General features: G+C 58.8%; 20 protein-coding genes (1 of these 20 cut by a window edge). 15 read left to right on the top strand and 5 right to left on the bottom strand.

Annotation, left to right across the window (positions count from 1 at the left end):
- The first annotated feature begins 1 nt into the window (after position 1).
- From atpB to glmU, 9 genes are all read left to right on the top strand, one after another.
- Positions 2-784 carry a F0F1 ATP synthase subunit A gene (gene atpB, locus ACTG2W_RS13075; RefSeq protein WP_005339335.1) on the top strand — a complete coding sequence of 261 codons (783 nt, stop codon included), beginning with the start codon at positions 2-4 and terminating at the stop codon, positions 782-784.
- 58 nt (positions 785-842) lie between these two features.
- Complete coding sequence (atpE, locus tag ACTG2W_RS13070; RefSeq protein ID WP_005307205.1) at positions 843-1,085, top strand: F0F1 ATP synthase subunit C; 243 nt, start codon at positions 843-845, stop codon at positions 1,083-1,085.
- Positions 1,086-1,139: 54 nt separating this feature from the next.
- Positions 1,140-1,610: a F0F1 ATP synthase subunit B gene (gene atpF / locus ACTG2W_RS13065; protein ID WP_005339336.1), complete on the top strand. Its 471-nt coding sequence runs from the start codon at positions 1,140-1,142 to the stop codon at positions 1,608-1,610.
- A gap of 13 nt (positions 1,611-1,623) precedes the next feature.
- Positions 1,624-2,157, top strand: a complete 534-nt coding sequence (gene atpH, locus ACTG2W_RS13060; RefSeq protein ID WP_005339341.1) for a F0F1 ATP synthase subunit delta — start codon at positions 1,624-1,626, stop codon at positions 2,155-2,157.
- 15 nt (positions 2,158-2,172) lie between these two features.
- Positions 2,173-3,714 carry a F0F1 ATP synthase subunit alpha gene (gene atpA, locus ACTG2W_RS13055; protein WP_005339342.1) on the top strand — a complete coding sequence of 514 codons (1,542 nt, stop codon included), beginning with the start codon at positions 2,173-2,175 and terminating at the stop codon, positions 3,712-3,714.
- Between the two features lie 43 nt (positions 3,715-3,757).
- Positions 3,758-4,624, top strand: coding sequence for a F0F1 ATP synthase subunit gamma (gene atpG, locus ACTG2W_RS13050; RefSeq protein ID WP_005339343.1), 867 nt, complete (start codon positions 3,758-3,760; stop codon positions 4,622-4,624).
- A gap of 33 nt (positions 4,625-4,657) precedes the next feature.
- Positions 4,658-6,046: a F0F1 ATP synthase subunit beta gene (gene atpD / locus ACTG2W_RS13045; RefSeq protein ID WP_005339344.1), complete on the top strand. Its 1,389-nt coding sequence runs from the start codon at positions 4,658-4,660 to the stop codon at positions 6,044-6,046.
- An 18-nt stretch (positions 6,047-6,064) separates the two neighbouring features.
- Positions 6,065-6,493, top strand: coding sequence for a F0F1 ATP synthase subunit epsilon (locus ACTG2W_RS13040; RefSeq protein ID WP_005339345.1), 429 nt, complete (start codon positions 6,065-6,067; stop codon positions 6,491-6,493).
- A 95-nt stretch (positions 6,494-6,588) separates the two neighbouring features.
- On the top strand, positions 6,589-7,950 hold the full coding sequence (gene glmU / locus ACTG2W_RS13035; RefSeq protein ID WP_106844466.1) for a bifunctional UDP-N-acetylglucosamine diphosphorylase/glucosamine-1-phosphate N-acetyltransferase GlmU: 1,362 nt from the start codon (positions 6,589-6,591) through the stop codon (positions 7,948-7,950).
- A 51-nt stretch (positions 7,951-8,001) separates the two neighbouring features.
- Here glmU and creD read toward each other — a convergent pair whose 3' ends face one another.
- The 4 genes from creD to blrA form a co-directional block, all read right to left on the bottom strand.
- Positions 8,002-9,378, bottom strand: a complete 1,377-nt coding sequence (creD, locus tag ACTG2W_RS13030; protein WP_106844467.1) for a cell envelope integrity protein CreD — start codon at positions 9,376-9,378, stop codon at positions 8,002-8,004.
- Positions 9,379-9,498: 120 nt separating this feature from the next.
- Entirely contained in the window at positions 9,499-10,293 is a 795-nt protein-coding gene (blaOXA, locus tag ACTG2W_RS13025; RefSeq protein ID WP_106844468.1) for an OXA-12 family class D beta-lactamase, read from the bottom strand.
- 79 nt (positions 10,294-10,372) lie between these two features.
- Positions 10,373-11,794: a beta-lactam sensor histidine kinase BlrB gene (blrB, locus tag ACTG2W_RS13020; RefSeq protein WP_106844469.1), complete on the bottom strand. Its 1,422-nt coding sequence runs from the start codon at positions 11,792-11,794 to the stop codon at positions 10,373-10,375.
- Positions 11,791-12,465, bottom strand: a complete 675-nt coding sequence (gene blrA / locus ACTG2W_RS13015; protein ID WP_106844470.1) for a beta-lactam response regulator transcription factor BlrA — start codon at positions 12,463-12,465, stop codon at positions 11,791-11,793. Before blrA ends, blrB begins: the two co-directional genes overlap by 4 nt.
- Positions 12,466-12,587: 122 nt before the next feature.
- Between blrA and ACTG2W_RS13010 the strand changes: the two genes are divergently transcribed.
- Together ACTG2W_RS13010 and glmS are read left to right on the top strand one after the other, a co-directional pair.
- Positions 12,588-13,361 carry a DeoR/GlpR family DNA-binding transcription regulator gene (locus ACTG2W_RS13010; RefSeq protein ID WP_106844471.1) on the top strand — a complete coding sequence of 258 codons (774 nt, stop codon included), beginning with the start codon at positions 12,588-12,590 and terminating at the stop codon, positions 13,359-13,361.
- 56 nt (positions 13,362-13,417) lie between these two features.
- On the top strand, positions 13,418-15,250 hold the full coding sequence (gene glmS, locus ACTG2W_RS13005) for a glutamine--fructose-6-phosphate transaminase (isomerizing) (protein ID WP_106844472.1): 1,833 nt from the start codon (positions 13,418-13,420) through the stop codon (positions 15,248-15,250).
- A gap of 59 nt (positions 15,251-15,309) precedes the next feature.
- On the opposite strand, the gene ACTG2W_RS13000 is transcribed toward glmS, so the two are convergent.
- Positions 15,310-16,086 carry a helix-turn-helix transcriptional regulator gene (locus ACTG2W_RS13000; protein ID WP_005357256.1) on the bottom strand — a complete coding sequence of 259 codons (777 nt, stop codon included), beginning with the start codon at positions 16,084-16,086 and terminating at the stop codon, positions 15,310-15,312.
- Positions 16,087-16,296: 210 nt separating this feature from the next.
- Between ACTG2W_RS13000 and ACTG2W_RS12995 the strand changes: the two genes are divergently transcribed.
- The 4 genes in view from ACTG2W_RS12995 to ACTG2W_RS12980 are tightly spaced (each overlapping or abutting the next) and all read left to right on the top strand, a layout consistent with a single transcriptional unit that may run on beyond the window.
- The gene (locus ACTG2W_RS12995; protein ID WP_162516110.1) at positions 16,297-17,058 is read left to right on the top strand and encodes a DUF3450 domain-containing protein; all 762 of its coding nucleotides are present in this window, start codon (positions 16,297-16,299) and stop codon (positions 17,056-17,058) included.
- Entirely contained in the window at positions 17,055-18,359 is a 1,305-nt protein-coding gene (locus tag ACTG2W_RS12990; RefSeq protein ID WP_106844473.1) for a MotA/TolQ/ExbB proton channel family protein, read from the top strand. The genes ACTG2W_RS12995 and ACTG2W_RS12990 overlap by 4 nt, the downstream gene beginning before the upstream one ends.
- A complete protein-coding gene (locus tag ACTG2W_RS12985; RefSeq protein WP_005339367.1) occupies positions 18,356-18,886 on the top strand; it encodes a MotA/TolQ/ExbB proton channel family protein in 531 nt (176 codons plus the stop codon). The genes ACTG2W_RS12990 and ACTG2W_RS12985 overlap by 4 nt, the downstream gene beginning before the upstream one ends.
- Positions 18,883-19,129, top strand: partial view of an ExbD/TolR family protein gene (locus ACTG2W_RS12980; protein WP_106844474.1) — the 5' portion only. The gene runs 155 nt beyond the window's last position; the window shows 247 of its 402 coding nt (coding positions 1-247); its start codon is at positions 18,883-18,885; its stop codon lies beyond the right edge, outside the window. The genes ACTG2W_RS12985 and ACTG2W_RS12980 overlap by 4 nt, the downstream gene beginning before the upstream one ends.

The raw sequence follows: 19,129 nt of genomic DNA, 5'->3' as shown, positions 1-19,129 counted from the left end.
CATGTCTGCAACCGGAGAAGTCCTGACTCCTCAGGGATATATCTCCCACCACCTGACCCACCTTCAAGTCGGGTCCGGGTTCTGGACGGTCAATATCGACTCAATGGTATTTTCCGTCGTGCTAGGCGCCCTGTTTATCCTGCTGTTCCGCAAAGTAGCCGTTAACGCTACCAGCGGGGTGCCGGGTAAGCTGCAGTGCTTTGTGGAGATGCTGGTCGAGTTTGTGAATGGTAACGTCAAAGACATCTTTCACGGTCGCAACAAGGTCATCGCACCTTTGGGGCTGACGGTGTTTGTGTGGATCTTCCTGATGAACTTCATGGATCTGATCCCCGTTGACTTTATCCCTCACGCTGCACAATTGATGGGTATTCCCTATCTGCGTGTGGTTCCCTCTGCTGACGTTAACATCACCATGTCCATGGCTTTGGGCGTGTTCTTCTTGATCCTGTATTACAGCATCAAGGTCAAGGGTATCGGCGGGTTTGTGAAGGAGCTGACACTTCAGCCTTTCAACCACCCGGCGGCCATCCCGGTTAACCTCATCCTGGAAACTGTTACGCTGATTTCCAAACCTGTTTCTCTGGGTCTTCGACTGTTCGGCAACATGTATGCTGGCGAACTGATCTTTATCCTGATTGCTGGTTTGTTACCCTGGTGGTCACAGTGGATCCTGTCCGTGCCTTGGGCAATTTTCCACATCCTGATCATCACTTTGCAGGCATTCATTTTCATGGTTCTGACCATCGTCTATCTGTCGATGGCGCAGGAAGACCATGGTTGATGCAACTCAAATAATCCTTTTTATACAATCAATTACATCTAAATAACTGGAGATCCTCATGGAAAACTTGAACATGGACCTGCTGTACATCGCTGCTGCAATGATGATGGGTCTGGCTGCTATCGGCGCTTCCATCGGTATCGGTATCCTGGGTGGCAAGTTCCTGGAAGGTGCTGCTCGTCAACCGGATCTGATCCCTGTTCTGCGTACCCAGTTCTTCATCGTAATGGGTCTGGTGGATGCGATCCCGATGATCGCCGTTGGTCTGGGTCTGTACGTGATGTTTGCGGTTGCTGGCTAAGTCGTTACGACTCTCCAGGCATAACCCATTAACTAACTTAAGAGGACATCGGCTGTGAATATCAATGCCACCCTCCTCGGCCAAGCAATTGCTTTTTTCTTCTTCGTAGTGTTTTGCATGAAGTACGTATGGCCGCCGCTGATTGCTGCCATCGAAGCCCGTCAGAAAGCTATTGCTGACGGTCTCTCTTCTGCCGAGCGTGCCAAGAAAGATCTGGATTTGGCCAAGGCCAATGCCACCGATCAGCTGAAAGAAGCCAAGCTGCAGGCTGCTGAAATCATTGAGCAGGCTAACAAACGTAAAGCCCAGATCATTGATGAAGCTGCCGCTGGTGCCCAGTCTGAGCGGGAAAAAATCCTGGCTCAGGGCCGTGCCGAGATCGAAGCTGAACGTCATCGTGCCAAAGAAGAACTGCGTAAGCAGGTTGCTGCTCTTGCCATTGCTGGTGCAGAGAAGATCCTGGCGCGTCAAATCGACCAGGCTGCCAACAGCGACATCGTCGACAAACTGGTAGCAGAACTGTAACGGGAACGGGGCTATGTCTGAACTGACTACAATCGCTCGCCCCTACGCCAAGGCTGCTTTCGAGTTTGCCGTTGAGCACAAGGCGGTTGACCAGTGGCTGGGTATGCTCGGTTTCGCTGCGCAAGTAGTGGAAAACGAGACCATGCACAACCTGGTAAACGGCTCTGTGGCCGCCGAAGAGCTGGCAACGCTGTTTGTCGGTGTCTGCGGTGAGCAACTCGACGTGCATGGCCAGAACCTGATCCGGGTGATGGCCGAGAATGGTCGCTTGGGTGTGCTGCCGGCGGTCGTTGCTGAATTTGTAGCGTTCAAAGCTGAACTGGATAAAGAGGTTCAGGCTGACGTGATTTCGGCGATCGAACTGACCGACCAGCAGAAAGCCAATATTCAGGCTTCTCTGGAACAACGTCTCGCGCGCAAAGTGAAGCTGAATTGCAGCATCGATGCGTCCTTGATGGCCGGGGTGCTCATCAAGGCCGGTGATCTGGTAATCGACGGCACAGTCCGCGGTAAGCTGGATCGCATGGCTGACGCGCTGCAATCTTGATTGGGGTATTAGAGCATGCAACTGAATTCCACTGAAATCGCCGAGCTGATCAAGCAGCGCATTGCGCAGTTTGATGTAAAGAGCGAAGCGCGTAACGAAGGTACTATCGTCTCTGTGAGCGACGGTATCATTCGTATTCACGGCCTGGCTGATGCCATGCAGGGTGAGATGATCGAGCTGCCGGGCAACCGCTACGCTCTGGCATTGAACCTGGAGCGTGACTCCGTCGGTGCGGTGATTATGGGTTCCTATGACGGTCTGTCAGAAGGAATGAAAGTAAAAGGTACTGGCCGTATTCTGGAAGTGCCGGTAGGTCGTGGTCTGTTGGGCCGGGTGTTGAACACCCTGGGTCAGCCGATCGACGGTAAAGGTCCGATCGACAACGACGGCTTCTCGCCGATCGAAGTGATCGCACCGGGCGTTATCGAGCGTAAGTCTGTTGACCAGCCGGTCCAGACCGGTCTGAAAGCCATCGATGCCATGATCCCTATCGGTCGTGGCCAGCGTGAGCTGATCATCGGTGACCGTCAGGTTGGTAAGACCGCCATCGCGATCGACACCATCATCAACCAGAAAGATTCCGGCATTAAGTGTGTCTACGTTGCGATTGGCCAGAAGGCCTCCACCATCGCCAACGTGGTGCGCAAGCTGGAAGAGCACGGCGCCCTGGCCAACACCATCGTGGTTGTTGCCTCTGCCTCCGAAGCGGCTGCTCTGCAGTACCTGGCTCCGTATGCCGGTTGCTCCATGGGTGAGTACTTCCGTGACCGCGGTGAAGACGCGCTGATCATCTATGATGACCTGTCCAAGCAGGCCGTAGCTTATCGCCAGATCTCCCTGCTGCTGCGCCGTCCGCCAGGACGTGAAGCCTACCCGGGTGACGTTTTCTATCTGCACTCCCGTCTGCTGGAGCGTGCTGCTCGCGTTAACGCCGAGTACGTAGAGAAGTTCACCAAGGGTGAAGTGAAAGGCAAAACCGGTTCTTTGACTGCGCTGCCAATCATCGAAACTCAGGCGGGTGACGTATCTGCGTTCGTTCCGACCAACGTGATCTCGATCACCGATGGTCAGATCTTCCTGACTTCACAGCTGTTCAACTCCGGTATTCGTCCGGCGGTTGACCCGGGTATCTCCGTATCCCGTGTAGGTGGTGCTGCTCAGACCAAGATCGTCAAGAAGCTGTCCGGTGGTATCCGTACCGCGCTGGCCCAGTATCGCGAACTGGCGGCCTTCGCCCAGTTCTCTTCCGATCTGGACGAGGCGACTCGCAAGCAGCTGGATCACGGTGTGAAAGTGACCGAGCTGATGAAGCAGAAGCAGTACTCTCCGCTGAGCGTGGCTCACCAGTCTCTGGTGCTGTTCGCCGCCGAGAAAGGCTATCTCTCCGATGTCGAGCTGAACAAGATCGTCGACTTCGAAGCCGCTCTGCTCTCTTACGCCAATACCCAGCATGCCGAGCTGATGGCTGAAATCAATGCCAAAGCCGACTACAACGACGCGATCGTTGGCAAGCTGACTGCGTTGCTGGATAGCTTCAAAGCAACCCAGACCTGGTAAGCGTGTGTGGCAGCGTGAGCTGCCACTTGATGGAGAGTAAGAGATGGCCGGCGCAAAAGAGATACGTAACAAGATCGGGAGTGTGAAAAACACTCAGAAGATCACCGGCGCTATGGAAATGGTGGCAGCAAGCAAAATGCGCCGTGCGCAGGAACGCATGTCTGCCAGCCGTCCGTACGCTGAAACCATGCGCAAGGTGATCGGCCATATCGCTCAGGGGAACTTGGAATACAAGCACCCCTACCTCATCGAACGTGAGGTCAAGCGAGTGGGTTACATCGTCGTCTCCACCGACCGTGGCCTGTGTGGTGGTCTGAACATCAACCTGTTCAAGGCTGCCCTCAATGATATGAAGCAATGGAGCGCGAAAGGTGCCAAGGTTGACCTGGCACTGATCGGTAACAAGGCCTCCAACTTCTTTGAACGGCACGGCGCCAAGGTTAAAGCTCATGTCGCAGGACTGGGCGATAGTCCGAGCGTCAATGACCTGATTGGTTCAGTCAAGGTCATGCTGAAGGCTTACGACAACGGTGAGATTGACAAGCTGTATCTGGTGTACAACAAGTTCGTCAACACCATGGTGCAGCAACCACGGGTCGATCAACTGCTGCCTTTGCCCGTAACTGAAGACAGCAAGCTCGCCAAGAAACACCACTGGGATTACCTCTATGAGCCGGATCCCAAGAAGCTGCTGGATACCCTGCTGGTTCGCTATGTCGAATCTCAGGTTTACCAGGGTGTAGTGGAAAACTTGGCAAGTGAACAGGCAGCCCGAATGGTTGCCATGCAAGCCGCGACTGACAACGCCGGTAACCTGATTAACGATCTGCAACTGGTATACAACAAGGCCCGTCAGGCCAGTATTACCCAGGAGCTGACAGAGATCGTATCCGGTGCTGCTGCGGTGTAAGGCAAGGGTTATCAAAGGTTTAGAGGATTTGACATGAGTAACGGTTTCATCGTCCAAATCATCGGCGCTGTGGTGGACATCGAGTTCCCGCAGAATGCCGTGCCCCAGGTGTACGATGCACTGAAGGTCGTTAGCGAAGGTCAAGGCCAGGGTCTGGTGCTGGAAGTTCAGCAACAGATCGGTGGCGGCGTCGTTCGTTGCATCACCATGGGCTCCTCCGACGGTCTGCGTCGTGGGTTGGAAGTAGTGAATAGCGGTAAATCCATCCAGGTTCCGGTCGGTACTGCGACTCTGGGTCGGATCATGAACGTACTGGGCGAGCCAATCGACGAAAAAGGTCCGATCGGTGAAGAAGAGTGCTGGTCTATCCACCGCGCTGCCCCCAGCTACGAAGATCAGTCCAACAGTAACGATCTGCTGGAGACCGGCATCAAGGTTATCGACCTGGTATGCCCGTTCGCCAAGGGTGGTAAGGTTGGTCTGTTCGGTGGTGCCGGTGTAGGCAAAACCGTAAACATGATGGAGCTGATCCGTAACATCGCGATCGAGCACAGTGGTTACTCTGTGTTTGCCGGTGTAGGTGAGCGTACCCGTGAGGGTAACGACTTCTACCACGAGATGATGGAGTCCAACGTACTGGACAAAGTATCTCTGGTTTACGGTCAGATGAACGAGCCGCCCGGAAACCGTCTGCGCGTTGCGCTGACCGGCCTGACCATGGCCGAGAAGTTCCGTGACGAAGGTCGTGACGTGCTGTTCTTTGTGGACAACATCTACCGTTACACCCTGGCCGGTACTGAAGTATCCGCACTGCTGGGCCGTATGCCTTCCGCAGTAGGTTACCAGCCGACCCTGGCCGAGGAGATGGGTGTTCTGCAAGAACGTATCACTTCCACCAAGACCGGTTCCATCACCTCCGTACAGGCCGTTTACGTTCCTGCGGATGACTTGACTGACCCGTCTCCGGCGACCACCTTTGCCCACCTGGATGCGACCGTCGTACTGTCCCGTCAAATCGCGGCACTGGGTATCTACCCGGCCGTTGACCCGCTGGACTCTACCTCTCGTCAGCTGGATCCGCTGGTGGTTGGCAAAGAGCACTACGAGACCGCTCGTGGCGTTCAGACCGTACTGCAGCGCTACAAAGAGCTGAAGGACATCATCGCCATCCTGGGTATGGATGAACTGTCAGAAGAAGACAAACTGACCGTAGCCCGTGCCCGTAAGATCGAGCGTTTCCTGTCCCAGCCGTTCTTCGTAGCAGAAGTGTTTACCGGTTCTCCGGGTAAATACGTGCCGCTGAAAGAGACCATCCGTGGTTTCCAGGGCATCCTGAAAGGCGAGTATGACGATCTGCCCGAGCAGGCGTTCTACATGGTTGGCGGTATCGACGAAGTCGTCGAGAAATCCAAGAAACTGTAAGCCTCGACAGGAGGGCCCATGGCAGAGATGATCTCCTTTCACCTGGACGTGGTGAGCGCCGAAGGAAAACTGTTTTCCGGTCGCGTGCAATCCGCTCAGGTATCAGGCTCCGAAGGTGAGTTGGGTCTCCGCCACGGTCATGCTCCGTTGCTGACTGCCATCAAGCCGGGCTTGGTCCGCTTGGTGAAGCAGAACGGAACTGAAGAGGTGCTGTACATCTCCGGCGGTATGCTGGAAGTACAACCTGAATCCGTGACCGTGCTGGCGGACACCGCGATTCGTGCTGACGACTTGGATGAGGCGAAAGCCCAGGAAGCCAAGCGCGCAGCCGAAGAGCGGATCCACAGCTCACATGGTGATATCGACTACGCCCAGGCCGCCACCGAGCTGGCCAAGGCGATGGCTCAACTGCGAGTCATTGATATCGTCAAAAAGAATTACCGCTAATAACGGTGATGTAAAAAGCGACCTTCGGGTCGCTTTTTTTTTACCCGTTGGATAGACTCCGCCGAGTATTTCCACACAAGTTCAAGGTCGAAGTCATGTCTCTCAACGTCGTGATCCTGGCGGCGGGTAAAGGTACCCGCATGCGTTCCGCTCTGCCCAAGGTACTGCACCCGGTAGCCAATAAACCCATGGTCTCCCATGTGATCGATACTGCCCGTCAGGTCGGCGCCGAGCAGCTGCATCTGGTCTATGGCCACGGTGCCGAGCTGCTGAAAGAGCGGATCGTGGCGGCCGGTGTGAACTGGGTGCTGCAAGCCCAGCAGTTGGGGACAGGTCACGCCGTCGCCCAGGCCATCCCGTTCTGGAAGGATGAAGACGATGTGCTGGTGCTCTACGGCGATACCCCGCTGATCCAGCCAGAGACCCTGCAGCGACTGCTGGCTGCCAAGGCTGAAAACGGGATGGCACTGCTGACCGTGGTACTGGACAATCCTACCGGCTATGGCCGTATCGTCCGTGAAAATGGTCAGGTAGTCGGTATCGTCGAGCAGAAGGATGCCAATGCCGAACAGCTGGCGATCCGTGAGGTGAATACCGGCGTGCTGGTGGCCAATGGGGGCCAGTTGCGTCAATGGTTGTCTCGTCTCGACAACAAGAATGCCCAGGGTGAGTTCTATCTGACGGATGTGATCGCCATGGCGCACGGCGATGGCTGCCCGATCGCAGCGGTCCATCCGGAGCGTGCCGCCGAGGTGGAAGGGGCCAACAACCGGGTGCAGCTGGCTGCCCTTGAGCGCAGCTACCAGCAGATGCAGGCCGAGAAGCTGATGATCGCCGGTGCTACCCTGATCGACCCGGCCCGCTTCGATCTGCGCGGAACCCTCGAGATCGGTGAAGAGGTGGTGATCGATGTCAACGTCATCATCGAAGGCAAGGTAACCCTCGGCAACCACGTACGTATCGGTGCCGGTGCCGTGCTGAAGGATTGTGTCATTGGTGATCACACCGAGGTGAAGCCTTACTCCATCGTCGAAGGGGCTCAGGTGGCGGATCAGTGCTCGGTCGGCCCGTTTGCCCGTCTGCGCCCGGGTGCCGTGCTGGAGCAGGATGCCCACGTCGGCAACTTCGTCGAGATGAAGAAGGCTCGTCTGGGGGTTGGTTCCAAGTGTGGCCACCTCACCTATCTGGGGGATGCCGAGGTGGGTGCCAAAGTGAATATCGGTGCCGGTACCATCACCTGCAATTACGACGGCGTGAACAAGTTCCAGACCATCATCGAGGATGATGTGTTCGTCGGTTCCGATACCCAGCTGGTAGCGCCGGTGCGTATCGGCAAGGGTGCTACCCTGGGGGCAGGTTCCACCATCACCAAGGATGTGGCCGAGAATGAGCTGGTGATCACCCGGGTGCCCCAGCGCCACATCAAGAACTGGGCTCGCCCGGTCAAGAAGAAGTGATGCCCGATCAATAAAATAGAACCGGCGCCATCAGGCGCCGGTTTTTTTGGCTTATGACTGATGGTTGGTGTCACTGGTCGATGACTGGGGGGCCGCCCATGTGGTCGCGGGGGCGCTATAGTCCATCACCTGATACCAGTCGAGCTTGCGGGTCAGCAGCATGATCAGCGCCAGGGTGGCGAACAGCAGCAGGGCGCCGAGCAGCAGAGCGATCTCTTCGGCCTGCAGCAGGCTGTAGAGGATGGCATAGACCAGCCCGAGCAGCGCAGCGAAGCCGATCCCCTGCTTCGGGCCGCCCAGCACATCGCTGAGGTAGAAGCCGTTGAGCAGCACGCTGGCCAGCGCGGCCACCAGATAGGCCCAGCCAAAGCCGAGGTGCTCGGTCAGGGCCAGCAGCACCAGATAGAAGATAGCCAGCCCCATGCCTACCAGCGCGTACTGGATCGGGTGAACCCTCAGCCCCTTGAGCAGCTCGAACATAAAGAAGCTGATAAAGGTGAGGCCGATGAAGAGCAGGGCATATTTGGCCGCCCGTTCGTTGAGCTGATAGTGATCCACCGGCTGCACCAGACTGACGCTGAAGGTGGAGAGATTGCTATCGCCCCCGTTCATCATCCGGTTGAAGCGGGTCTCCATGTCGCTGGCGAACCAGCTGGTTTGCCAGTTGGCCTCAAACCCTTGTTGACTCAGGGTGCGACTGCCCGGCAGAAAGTCGCCGATAAAGTTGGGATGGGGCCAGTTGCCCGCCAGCAGCAAGGTGCTCTCCTTGCCCAGCGGTACTATGTCTAGGACGTTCATCCCCTGCAGATTCAGATCCAGATGAAAGGTGCCATCCTGTTGCGGCAGGCTGTCGAGCGGGGCATGGATACCTGCCAGCGCATCACCGAGGCGGGCGCCGGGGGCAAACGGGATCCGCTGTGTGCCGAGTTGCAGTTCGGGGACGCTGTTGATGCCGCGGGCATCGGAGAGCACCAGGCTAAGGTAGGGTTTGCCCGCCACCAGCTCGGCCGTTTCACCGAGCGGTGAGGTCGCGTCACCCAGCAGACTCTGTCGGGTAGGTAGGTGGCCCGATAGGGTGAGCCGGGTCTGATAGACCTGCGCCTGATAGATGCCCAGCTTGCGCGGGGTCACCTCCATGTTGGCCCTGATATCCAGTTGCTCCGGCAGCAGGTAGCGGTAGATCTGCTCCTGACGGACGAAGCGCTTGCCCTCCTGCTCAACCGTCACCGAACGGGTATAGGGCTGCACGATAATGGGCCCCATCAGTCGTTGCGGGCCGCTGCTGCTGGCCATGATGCTGTGAATGGCCTGACTGCGGTAAGCCTGACGCTCCCGGTTCAGCTCCATGATGGATTGCACCGGCACCATCAACAGCAGGCTGAGCAACAGCAGCAGAAAGATCTTGTGGGTGAATATCTGTTTGACCATGACACGTCTCCTTGTTGGATGGAGTGAGTCTGTCAGTCCGGCGTGAAGTGGTGATGGGTCTGTGTGAAGTGGTGGTGAAGGGGGATAAAAAAACCGGCATTGCGCCGGTTTCTGGAGGAATTACAGGGTCTTCAGCTTCCCGGGCAATGCGGCCAGCACCTCTTCTTTCGCCTTGAGGGAGGCGAACTGCTTGCCGGGCTTTTGCACCACGGTATGGACAAAGATCAGCTGCTTGCCCGGTTTGCTGGCCCAGCCGACGAACCAGCCGATCTGCTGATCGCGGTTGAGGCTGCCATCCAGCTTCTTCGGGTAGCCCATGCCGGTCTTGCCGTGGATCTGCCAGCCGTCGATCTCGCTCACCTTGAGGATATTGGCGGTGTATTGCAGGGTCTGCGCCGAGACCGGCAGCTTGCCGCTCACCATCTTGCCGAGGAAGCGAGCCTGCTCCTCCGGACTGATGGCGAGGCTGGAGCTGAGCCAGGCCTGGGTCAGGCCGTCATGCTTGCCCGGATTGCCGGAGAGATCCCGGTTGCCGTAGTCGAAGCGGTCGACGTATTGCTGGAAGCGCTCCATCCCCAGCCACTCGGTGATCTGCTGGGAGAACCAGACCACCGAGTAGGTTTCCCAACGGCGCGGGGTAGTGGTTTCGCGCCAGGCGGGCAGCCAGCCGTCGTAGCTCGGCTTGTAGGGCAGTGCCGGATGCTCTTCATCCACCAGATAGCCGCTGTCGTAACCCATCAGCGCGAGCGGGATCTTGAAGGTGGACGCGGGTGGCAGCTGGCTGGAGCAGTCCCCTTCGCTGGAGAGGGTCTGGCCGTTGCCGTCAGCATAGAGAAAGCAGCCGCTGGCGGCGGAGGCAGGCAGGGCTGCGAGCAGACCGGCAGCCAGCAGGCTGGAGAGAAGCAGGCGGGACATAGCATTTCCTTGAGCAAATGGATGAGAGAAAGCGGCAGTCTAATGCCGCTTTGTGTGGGGAATGTGAAGTTGCGGGGGACTAGGCGAACGGCAGCCAGAGTTCCGCCAGCGCGCCCCCTTCCGGCCGGTTGCTCAGGGTCAGACTGCCGCCATGCTGGTGGGCTACTTCATGGGCGAAGCTGAGCCCCAGACCGCTGCTCTTCCCCTTGTCCGGTCGTGGCAGGGAGTAGAAGCGCTCGAAGATGCGCGGCAGGGCGTAGTCGGGAATGCCGGGGCCGCTGTCGGTGACCCGAAAACAGTAGCCCTCCTCCTGCTGGCTGCCGCTCAGGGTGACCTGCCCGTTGGCGGGAGAGAAGTCGATGGCGTTGTCCAGCAGGTTGCCGATGGCCTGCTCCACCAGCAGCGGATCCCACTTCTGTTTCGGCGCGCTGGCCAGCTCGGCCACCAACTCGACCTGACGGCGCTGGGCAATGATCTGGCGGGCGTCGAGGGTGCGCTTGCCCAGTTTTGCCGGTTCCACCGACTGGCGATCCAGCCCCTGCCCCGACTCCAGCCGCGCCAGTTGCAGCATTCGCTCGATCAGCTGCTGCATGCGCGCGGTTTCCTGATTGATGTTGCCGATAAACCGTTTGGCAACTTCGGGGGGCGGCGTTTCGGCCAAAATCTCCCCTGCCCCGCGAATGGCGGCCAGCGGGCTCTTCAGCTCGTGGGTCAGGCTGTGCACATAGGCTTCGATGTAGCTTTTGCCATCGAGCTGGTGGCGCATGGTCTCCAGCGAGCGGCCGAGCCGATCCAGCTCGACGGTGTGCAGCCGTGGCAGCGGTGCCGCCTCCCCCTTGCTGACCGAGTCGGCGTAGTGCACCAGCTTGCCGATGGCGCGGTTGAGCCACCACACCAGCAGGCTGCCGATCAGCAGCGAGATGAGCAGCATCTGGCCGCCGGCCCGCAGCAGCTCCTGTTCCCCGCGCTCGATGGCTGGCATCAGGGTGCGATTGGGTTTGGCGACGGTGAGGGAGCCGATGATCTCGGCCCCTTCCCGCAGCGGCGCCGCCACATACATGGTCGAGCTGGCGGCATCGTCGGGATCGGTGCGGGTGCTGCGGGCGCCATATTGGCCGCGCAGGGTGCGGTAGACATCGTTCCAGCGGGAATAGTCCTTGCCCAGATCCGTGCCGTCGGAGTCGTAAATCACCATACCCTTCTGGTCAGTGACATAGATGCGGTACTCCGCCTGCTGCTTGAGGTGGCCGTCGATCATCGCATTGATGGGATTCTGGTTGAGGCGGGCGAAGGCGCTGGCCAACCGCCCGTTCATCATATTGCCCTCTTTCAGATCATCGAGCGCCAGCGGTGCCAGCAGCTGGGTCATGTCTACCAGAGTATCCTCGGTGGCGCTGCGCACCCCTGGTTTTATCTCCTCGACGAAGATCTCCAGCACGAACCAGGCGGCCAGCGCGAAGATCAGCAGCAGGCCGCACAGCAGTTGCAACCCGAGTCTCATGCCAGCTCCAGGCTGTAGCCCAGCCCGCGGTGGGTGAGGATCAGGTTGGCCTCGGGATCATGTTCGCGCAGCTTGGCGCGGATGGTCTTGATATGGGTATCGACGGTGCGATCCAGACTCTCCTCCGCATCCTGCCACACCAGATCCATCAGCTGCTGGCGGGAGTAGACCCGCCCCGGCGCCAGCATCAGGGTCTTGAGCAGCAGATATTCGTAGCGGGTGAGGGCCAGCGGTTGGCCGCGAAAATGGATGCGGGCCCGTTCCTCATCCAGCACCAGCAGGGCGCTGGGCTGGGGGGCGACGGGCTGGCTGCGGCGCAGGATGACCCGCACCCGGGCACACACCTCCCGTGGTGAGAAGGGTTTGGCCACATAGTCGTCGGCACCGATCTCCAGCCCGATCAGCCGGTCTATCTCCTCGCTGCGGGCGGTGAGGAACATCAGGGGGATATCGGTCAGCGCCCTCACCTGCTTGCAGAGTTCAAAGCCGCTGATGTCGGGCAGCCCCACATCGAGGATCAGGAAGTCGGGGCGCGTCTGTTTCAGTCGTGTCAGCAACTGCTGGCCCAGCATGAACCACTCCACCTCGAACCCGTCGGTCTGCAGGGCGTAAATCAGGGTGTCGGCGATGCTGGCCTCATCCTCCACCAGCCAGATGACTCTCTTTTGCATGGCATCCTCGTCGCAAATTGGCACCCCATTCTGGCATCGAACCAAATCGGATCCTATTTGCTGTTTTATTTTTCCGAAAAAGGGGCTAATATTTCGATGTTCTTTCGAATCGAAACTTAAAAATGACCAAACGTAATACTCAACAACGCCGACACACCATAGTGACCCTGGTACAAGAGCAGGGTGAAGTGAGCGTCGACGCCCTCGCCAAACACTTTTCTACCTCCGAAGTGACTATCCGTAAAGATCTGGCGGTACTGGAGAGCGGTGGTCTGCTGCTGCGCCGTTACGGTGGTGCAGTCCCTTTGCCGAGCGAGATGGTGGTCGAGGCCAATCCCGAACAAGTTTCGAACCGAAAGTTAGCCATTGCCCGTGCGGCGGCCGAGCGGCTGCGTGATCACAACCGCGTCATCATCGACAGCGGCAGCACCACCAGCGCCATGATCCCCATGCTGGGCAACAAGCGCGGCCTCATCGTGATGACCAACTCCCTCAATGTGGCCGGTGCCCTGCGCGAGCTGGAAAATGAGCCTACCCTGTTAATGACCGGTGGCACTTGGGACCCTCACTCCGAATCTTTTCAGGGTCAGGTGGCGGAACAGGTGTTGCGATCTTACGACTTCGACCAGCTCTTTATCGGTGCCGACGGCATCGACCCGGAGCGTGGCACCACCACCTTCAACGAGCTGGTGGGCCTGTCGCGGGTCATGGCCGAGGTATCGCGGGAGGTCATTGTGATGGTCGAATCGGAAAAGATCGGCCGCAAGATCCCCAATCTCGAACTTCCCTGGTCGAGCATCCATACCCTGGTGACCGACGAGGGGCTGGCCAGCGAGGCCAGAGAACAGATTCAAGCCCAGGGGGTGACGCTTATCTGCGCCCCGGTCACTTGCTGACATCGAGCTCTGAACCATCCAACTGACTTTACGATTTGCATCTCAAGGAGAAGTGTATGTGTGGCATCGTCGGGGCTGTCGCCCAACGTGATGTGGCTGAAATTCTGGTAGAGGGCCTGCGCCGTCTGGAGTACCGCGGTTATGACTCCGCTGGTGTGGCCGTGTTCAGCGCCAACCAGCCGTTGCAGCGGGTTCGCCGTCTGGGCAAGGTGGCCGAGCTGGCCAAGGCGCTCGACGAGCAGTTCGTTCACGGTGGTACCGGCATCGCCCATACCCGCTGGGCCACTCACGGCGAGCCCTCCGAGCGCAACGCCCATCCCCACGTTTCCGAGCATATCGTGGTGGTGCACAACGGCATCATCGAGAACCACGAAGAGCTGCGGGAAGAGTTGAAGGCGCTGGGTTATGTGTTCAGCTCCGACACTGACACCGAAGTGATTGCCCATCTGGTCCATCACGAGCTGAAGAGCGCCGGTAGCCTGCTGGCCGCCATGCAGACTGCGGTGAAGCAGCTGCGCGGTGCCTACGGTACCGTGGTGATGGACAGCCGCGACGACAGCCGCGTGGTGGTGGCCCGCTCCGGTTCACCGCTGGTGATCGGCCGCGGTATCGGCGAGAACTTTATCGCCTCCGACCAGATGGCGCTGCTGCCGGTGACCCGTCGTTTCATCTTCCTGGAAGAGGGTGATGTGGCCGAAGTGACCCGCCGTGACGTGCACATCTTCGATACCAACGGCAACGCCGTGGTGCGTGAAGAGCAGGAGTCCGAACTCTCCCACGATGCCGGTGACAAGGGTGAATACCGTCACTACATGCTCAAAGAGATCCACGAGCAACCCAAAGCGATCACCAACACCCTGGAAGGGCGTCTGGGCAGCGATCACGTGGTGGTCGAATCGTTCGGCAACGGTGCGCGCGCCATCTTTGACAAGGTCGAGCACGTGCAGATCGTTGCCTGCGGCACCTCCTACCACTCCGGCATGGTGGCTCGCTACTGGTTCGAAGAGATCGCTGGCGTCTCCTGCGATGTAGAGATCGCCTCCGAGTTCCGCTATCGCAAGTCGGTAGTGCGCCCCAACAGCCTGCTGGTGACCCTCTCCCAGAGTGGCGAGACCGCCGATACCCTGGCCGCCCTGCGTCTGGCCAAGGAATCCGGCTACATGAGCTCGCTGGCTATCTGCAACGTGCCGGGCTCTTCGCTGGTGCGTGAATCGGATCTGGCCTTTATGACCCGCGCGGGGGCAGAAATTGGAGTGGCCTCCACCAAGGCGTTCACCACCCAGCTGGCTGGCCTGTTGATGCTGGTGGCCTCGGTCGGTCACTGCCGTGGCCACCTGAGCGCCGCCGCCGAAGCCGAACTGGTCAAGGCGCTGCAAGCCCTGCCGCTGCGTATTAAAGAGAGTCTGGCGCTGGCCAAGGATATCGAAACCCTGGCCGAAGAGTTTGCCGACAAGCAGCACAGCCTGTTCCTCGGCCGCGGCAGCCAGTACCCCATCGCCATGGAGGGGGCGCTCAAGCTCAAAGAGATCTCCTACATCCACGCCGAAGCCTATGCCGCTGGCGAGCTGAAGCACGGCCCGCTGGCGCTGATCGATGCCGAGATGCCCATCATTGTGGTGGCGCCGAACAACGATCTGCTGGAGAAGCTCAAGTCCAACGTGGAAGAGGTGCGCGCCCGTGGCGGTATCCTTTACGTGTTCGCCGATGCCGATACTGGCTTCAAGAGCGACGAGACCATGCGGGTCATGAACCTCAACCATGTGGAAGAGGTGATCGCCCCCATCGTCTATACCGTACCGCTGCAGCTGCTCTCCTACCACGTTGCCCTGATCAAGGGCACCGACGTGGACCAGCCGCGCAACCTGGCAAAATCGGTGACCGTCGAGTAAGTCACTCTCTCAAATGAAAAAGAGCCGCAATTGCGGCTCTTTTTGTTTCGGCTGAGGGGTTACGACAGCCGCAGGTTGGTGATGGTGACCTCGTCGAGGGAGGGCACTATGATGCCGCTGGTGATCCCTTTGGCGATGGCCTGACTGCGATTCTTCGAGTCGGTCTTGTTGGTCACCTGGGTCAGGTGGAAGTTGACCGTCCGCTCACTGATGCCGAGGATGGTGGCGATCTCCCAGGAGGTCTTGCCCTCGCTGGCCCAGAACAGGCACTCCTTCTCCCGATCCGACAGTTCGGTCAGGTATTTCATCATATCCGGTCTGCTTTTGATCAGTTGCAGTGCGGAGTTGAAGATGTAGCTGGCGCAGAATGACAGCAGCGGAACATTTTCAAACATCAGATCGGAGTTGGATTTCTCCTTGGTGATGAATGAGAGGATGCCGTGCTCCCCCTGCGGGGTGTGCAGCGGAAAGGAGACGCCATTGCGTACCCCGAAATCAGCCGCCAGGTTCATCACATCGCGGCTGGCGCTGGGCAGCCAGGGCGAGTCGCAGTCGAGCTTGTTCCAGAAGATCGGCTGGGTCTGTTTCAGCCCCAGATAGACCACCGGATCCTGGGTCAGATACTGGTTTTCGCTGTAGGCGTCAAACCAGGTGGTCGGACAGTTGTTGAACAGTGCCACGTGGGATTTTTGCATGCTGATGGGGAAAATAATCAGCAGCCGAAAGTAATCAAAGCCCATTTGATGACTGAAGCGCTCCAGCAGTTGCTGGATATCGCTGGTTTTTGTTGCCTTGGTGAACTTGTCGATATGTTCCCAGATCGCATCGTTGAGCATTACTTTCTCCTTTTTCGATCTCTATCACACTGATCGAAAAGATTTTTTATCGTTATTTATATTTGTGCGGTGGCTATTGGCGCCACTTATTCCGTGCGTGCTTAAAAATTATCCTGTTTTTGTGCATAAAGGCCAAGAAAATCCTCTCGTTGCCAGTCCGCCCTGCATTTGAGATAATGATAATAGTTATCATTAGTAAGATGTATTTCAATGAACAAATTATGGGGTGTGGCCCTGCTGCCACTGTCAGTCCACTTTGCTGCCGTCGGGGATGAGCTGGTTGCTCCCGCCCTCAAGAACAGCATAGCTGCCGGGAAAGCCTCCCAGCAGCGGGTGGAAAAAGCCGCCGATGCCGCTGTTGCCGCACGACTGGAGCTGCAAAACGCCCAGCTGCAACTGCGTGACCTCGAAGCCTACAACCGTTACATGCAATCTCTGGTGGCCGATCAGCAAAATGAGCTGGGTAAATTGAGCCAGCAGCTGGAAGCGGTGCAAGAGACCCGTCAGGGCTTGATCCCGCTGATGTTGCAGATGCAGGCAGATCTGGAACAGCTGGTGCAAAATGACATCCCGCTGCGCAAGGAAGATCGGCTGGCGCGGGTTGAACAGTTGAAAGCGACCCTGGCCCGCGCAGACGTTAGCGAGGCAGAGAAATTCCGTCAGCTGCTGCAGGCCTATCAGATTGAAGCCGAGTACGGCAGCCGGATGGACAGCTATTCCGCCGAGCTGGAGCTGGATGGTGCTCCGCGTCGGGTCGATGTGCTGGCGCTGGGTCGGGTCTCCCTGCTGGCAATGACGGCCGATCGCAGTCAGGCATGGCGCTGGTCTGCCGAGGCGAAGCAGTGGCAAGCCCTCGATAGCCAGTGGCTCTCCCCTATCGCCGAGGCGATGGATGTGGCCGCCGACAAGAAAGTTCCCCAGTTGCTCAATGTCCCCCTCTCTGTCAGCCGCAGTCAGGAGGCCCAATCATGAGAGTCACCATGAAGTGGTTCCCCCTCCTTATTGCCCTCTCCTGCGGTACCAACGCCGCTGTCGCCGATGAGTGGCAACAGCAGGAACAGGCTCGTGAACAGCAGGCTCAGCAAGATCTGGCGACCGTTGCCAAGGAGCTCGGCACTGCCCGCGCCAGACTGGCCGAGGCCCAGCGCCTGAGCAAGGAGCTGGCTGGCAAGTTCGCCAGCAACGAGAAGCAGCTGGTCGAGCTTAACGCCCAGTGGGAGCAAGCCTCCGGCGACATGAACGAGATCTTCGCGGTGACCCGTCAGGGGGCCAGCGATGCGGTCAAGCTGCTGAGTGAATCCGCCGTCGAGGGCCAGTACCCGGAGCGTCTCGCCCCGCTGAAAGCCATGGCACAGGATAAACAGGTGCCGGATCGCGCCGCTCTCGCCCTGCTGCCCGCTACGCTGCTGCAGGAGATCCGCGAATCTGGCCGGATTACCCGGTTCAACGGCAAGGTGCTCGATGCCCAGGGGGCTGCCAGCGAGCAGTCGCTGACCCGGGTTGGCAGTTTTGCCCTGCTGGGGAGCGAAGGCTTCCTGCAACCGACCGCCGAAGGCTTGAGCCCGGTACTGGGTCTGCCCGGTAGCGTGCTCTCTGCCGTTGCGGCTTATCAGGGTCAGGAAGGGGAAGCGCTGCCGCTGGATCCTTCTCATGGCACTCTGCTGGCGATGCTGGCACAGGCACCTACCTTCTGGCAGCAGGTACAGCAAGGTGGTCAGGTCGGCGCCATTATCGTGCTGCTGGCCGCTATCGGTCTGGGAATTGCGGCGGTACGGCTGTGGAGTCTCTCTCGTGAGCTAGGTCGGGTTCGTCGCCAGCTCAAGAGCGGCGAGTATCACGCCGACAACGCCCTTGGCCGGGTGCTGACGGTGGCAGACAAACACCCCGAGCTGAGCATGGAGACCCTCGAACTGCGTCTTGATGAGGCGATCCTGCAGGAGACCCCTCGCATGGAACGTGGCATCGGCATGGTCAAGGTGATCGCGGCCATCGCCCCCATGCTGGGTCTGCTCGGTACCGTGACCGGGATGATCGGCACCTTCCAGGCCATCACCCAGTTTGGTACCGGCGATCCCAAGATCATGGCGGGCGGCATCTCCATGGCGCTGGTCACCACTGTACAGGGTCTGGTGGCGGCCATTCCGCTGATCCTGGCCCACAGCCTGCTGCAATCGCGCTTCACCGAGCTCTCCAATGTACTGGAGCAGCAGGTGGCCGGCATTCTGGCCGAGCGCGCCGAGAGCAATAACAACGGGATGGAGCGAGCAGCATGATGCTCGACATCTGGCAACAGCTGCAGAGCTTCATGGGCCGTGGCGGTCCGGTGCTCTGGGTCATTCTGGCCCTGCTGGTGCTGATGTGGATTCTGATGATCGAGCGACTGCTCTACCTCAATCTGGGGTTCGGCCCGTTGCAGCAACAGCTGCTCGGTCGCTGGCAAGCCCGCAGCGAGCGCCACAGTTGGCACGCTCGGGCGATCCGCAGCCGCTGGCTGGCACAGGCGGAGCTGGAACTGAACCGTCATCTGATCTTCATCCGCACCCTGGTGGTGCTCTGCCCCATGCTGGGGTTGCTGGGCACTGTGACCGGCATGATCGGCGTATTCGATGCGTTGGCTGCGGCCAACCGCTTTAACCCGGAGAGCATGGCGGGCGGGATCTCCCGCGCCACCATCCCCACCATGGCAGGCATGGTGGTGGCGCTCTCCGGCGTGTTGTTACTCAGTCGGCTCGAGAGTCAGGCCAAGCGTGCGCTGGCCAAGACCCGGGACGGACTGCGAGAAGAGAAGGTAATGCAATGAGACGGCAATCCAAACGCCAGCGTGACGAAGTGCAGATCGACATGACTCCCATGCTGGATATCGTGTTCATCATGCTGATCTTCTTTATTGTCACCACCTCCTTCGTGCGCGAAGCCGGGCTCGAGGTACACAGACCTCAGGCCAGTCAGGCCAAGTCGCAGAAATCCTCCAGCATCATGCTGGCGATCGGGGCTCAGGGTCAGATCTTCCTCGACCGCAAGCAGATCGATGTGGAGCGGGTAC

Origin of the sequence: Aeromonas sp. 96A (assembly GCF_051919165.1) — a bacterium.
Taxonomy (GTDB): domain Bacteria; phylum Pseudomonadota; class Gammaproteobacteria; order Enterobacterales; family Aeromonadaceae; genus Aeromonas; species Aeromonas veronii.
This window is presented reverse-complemented; position numbering and strand designations above follow the sequence as displayed.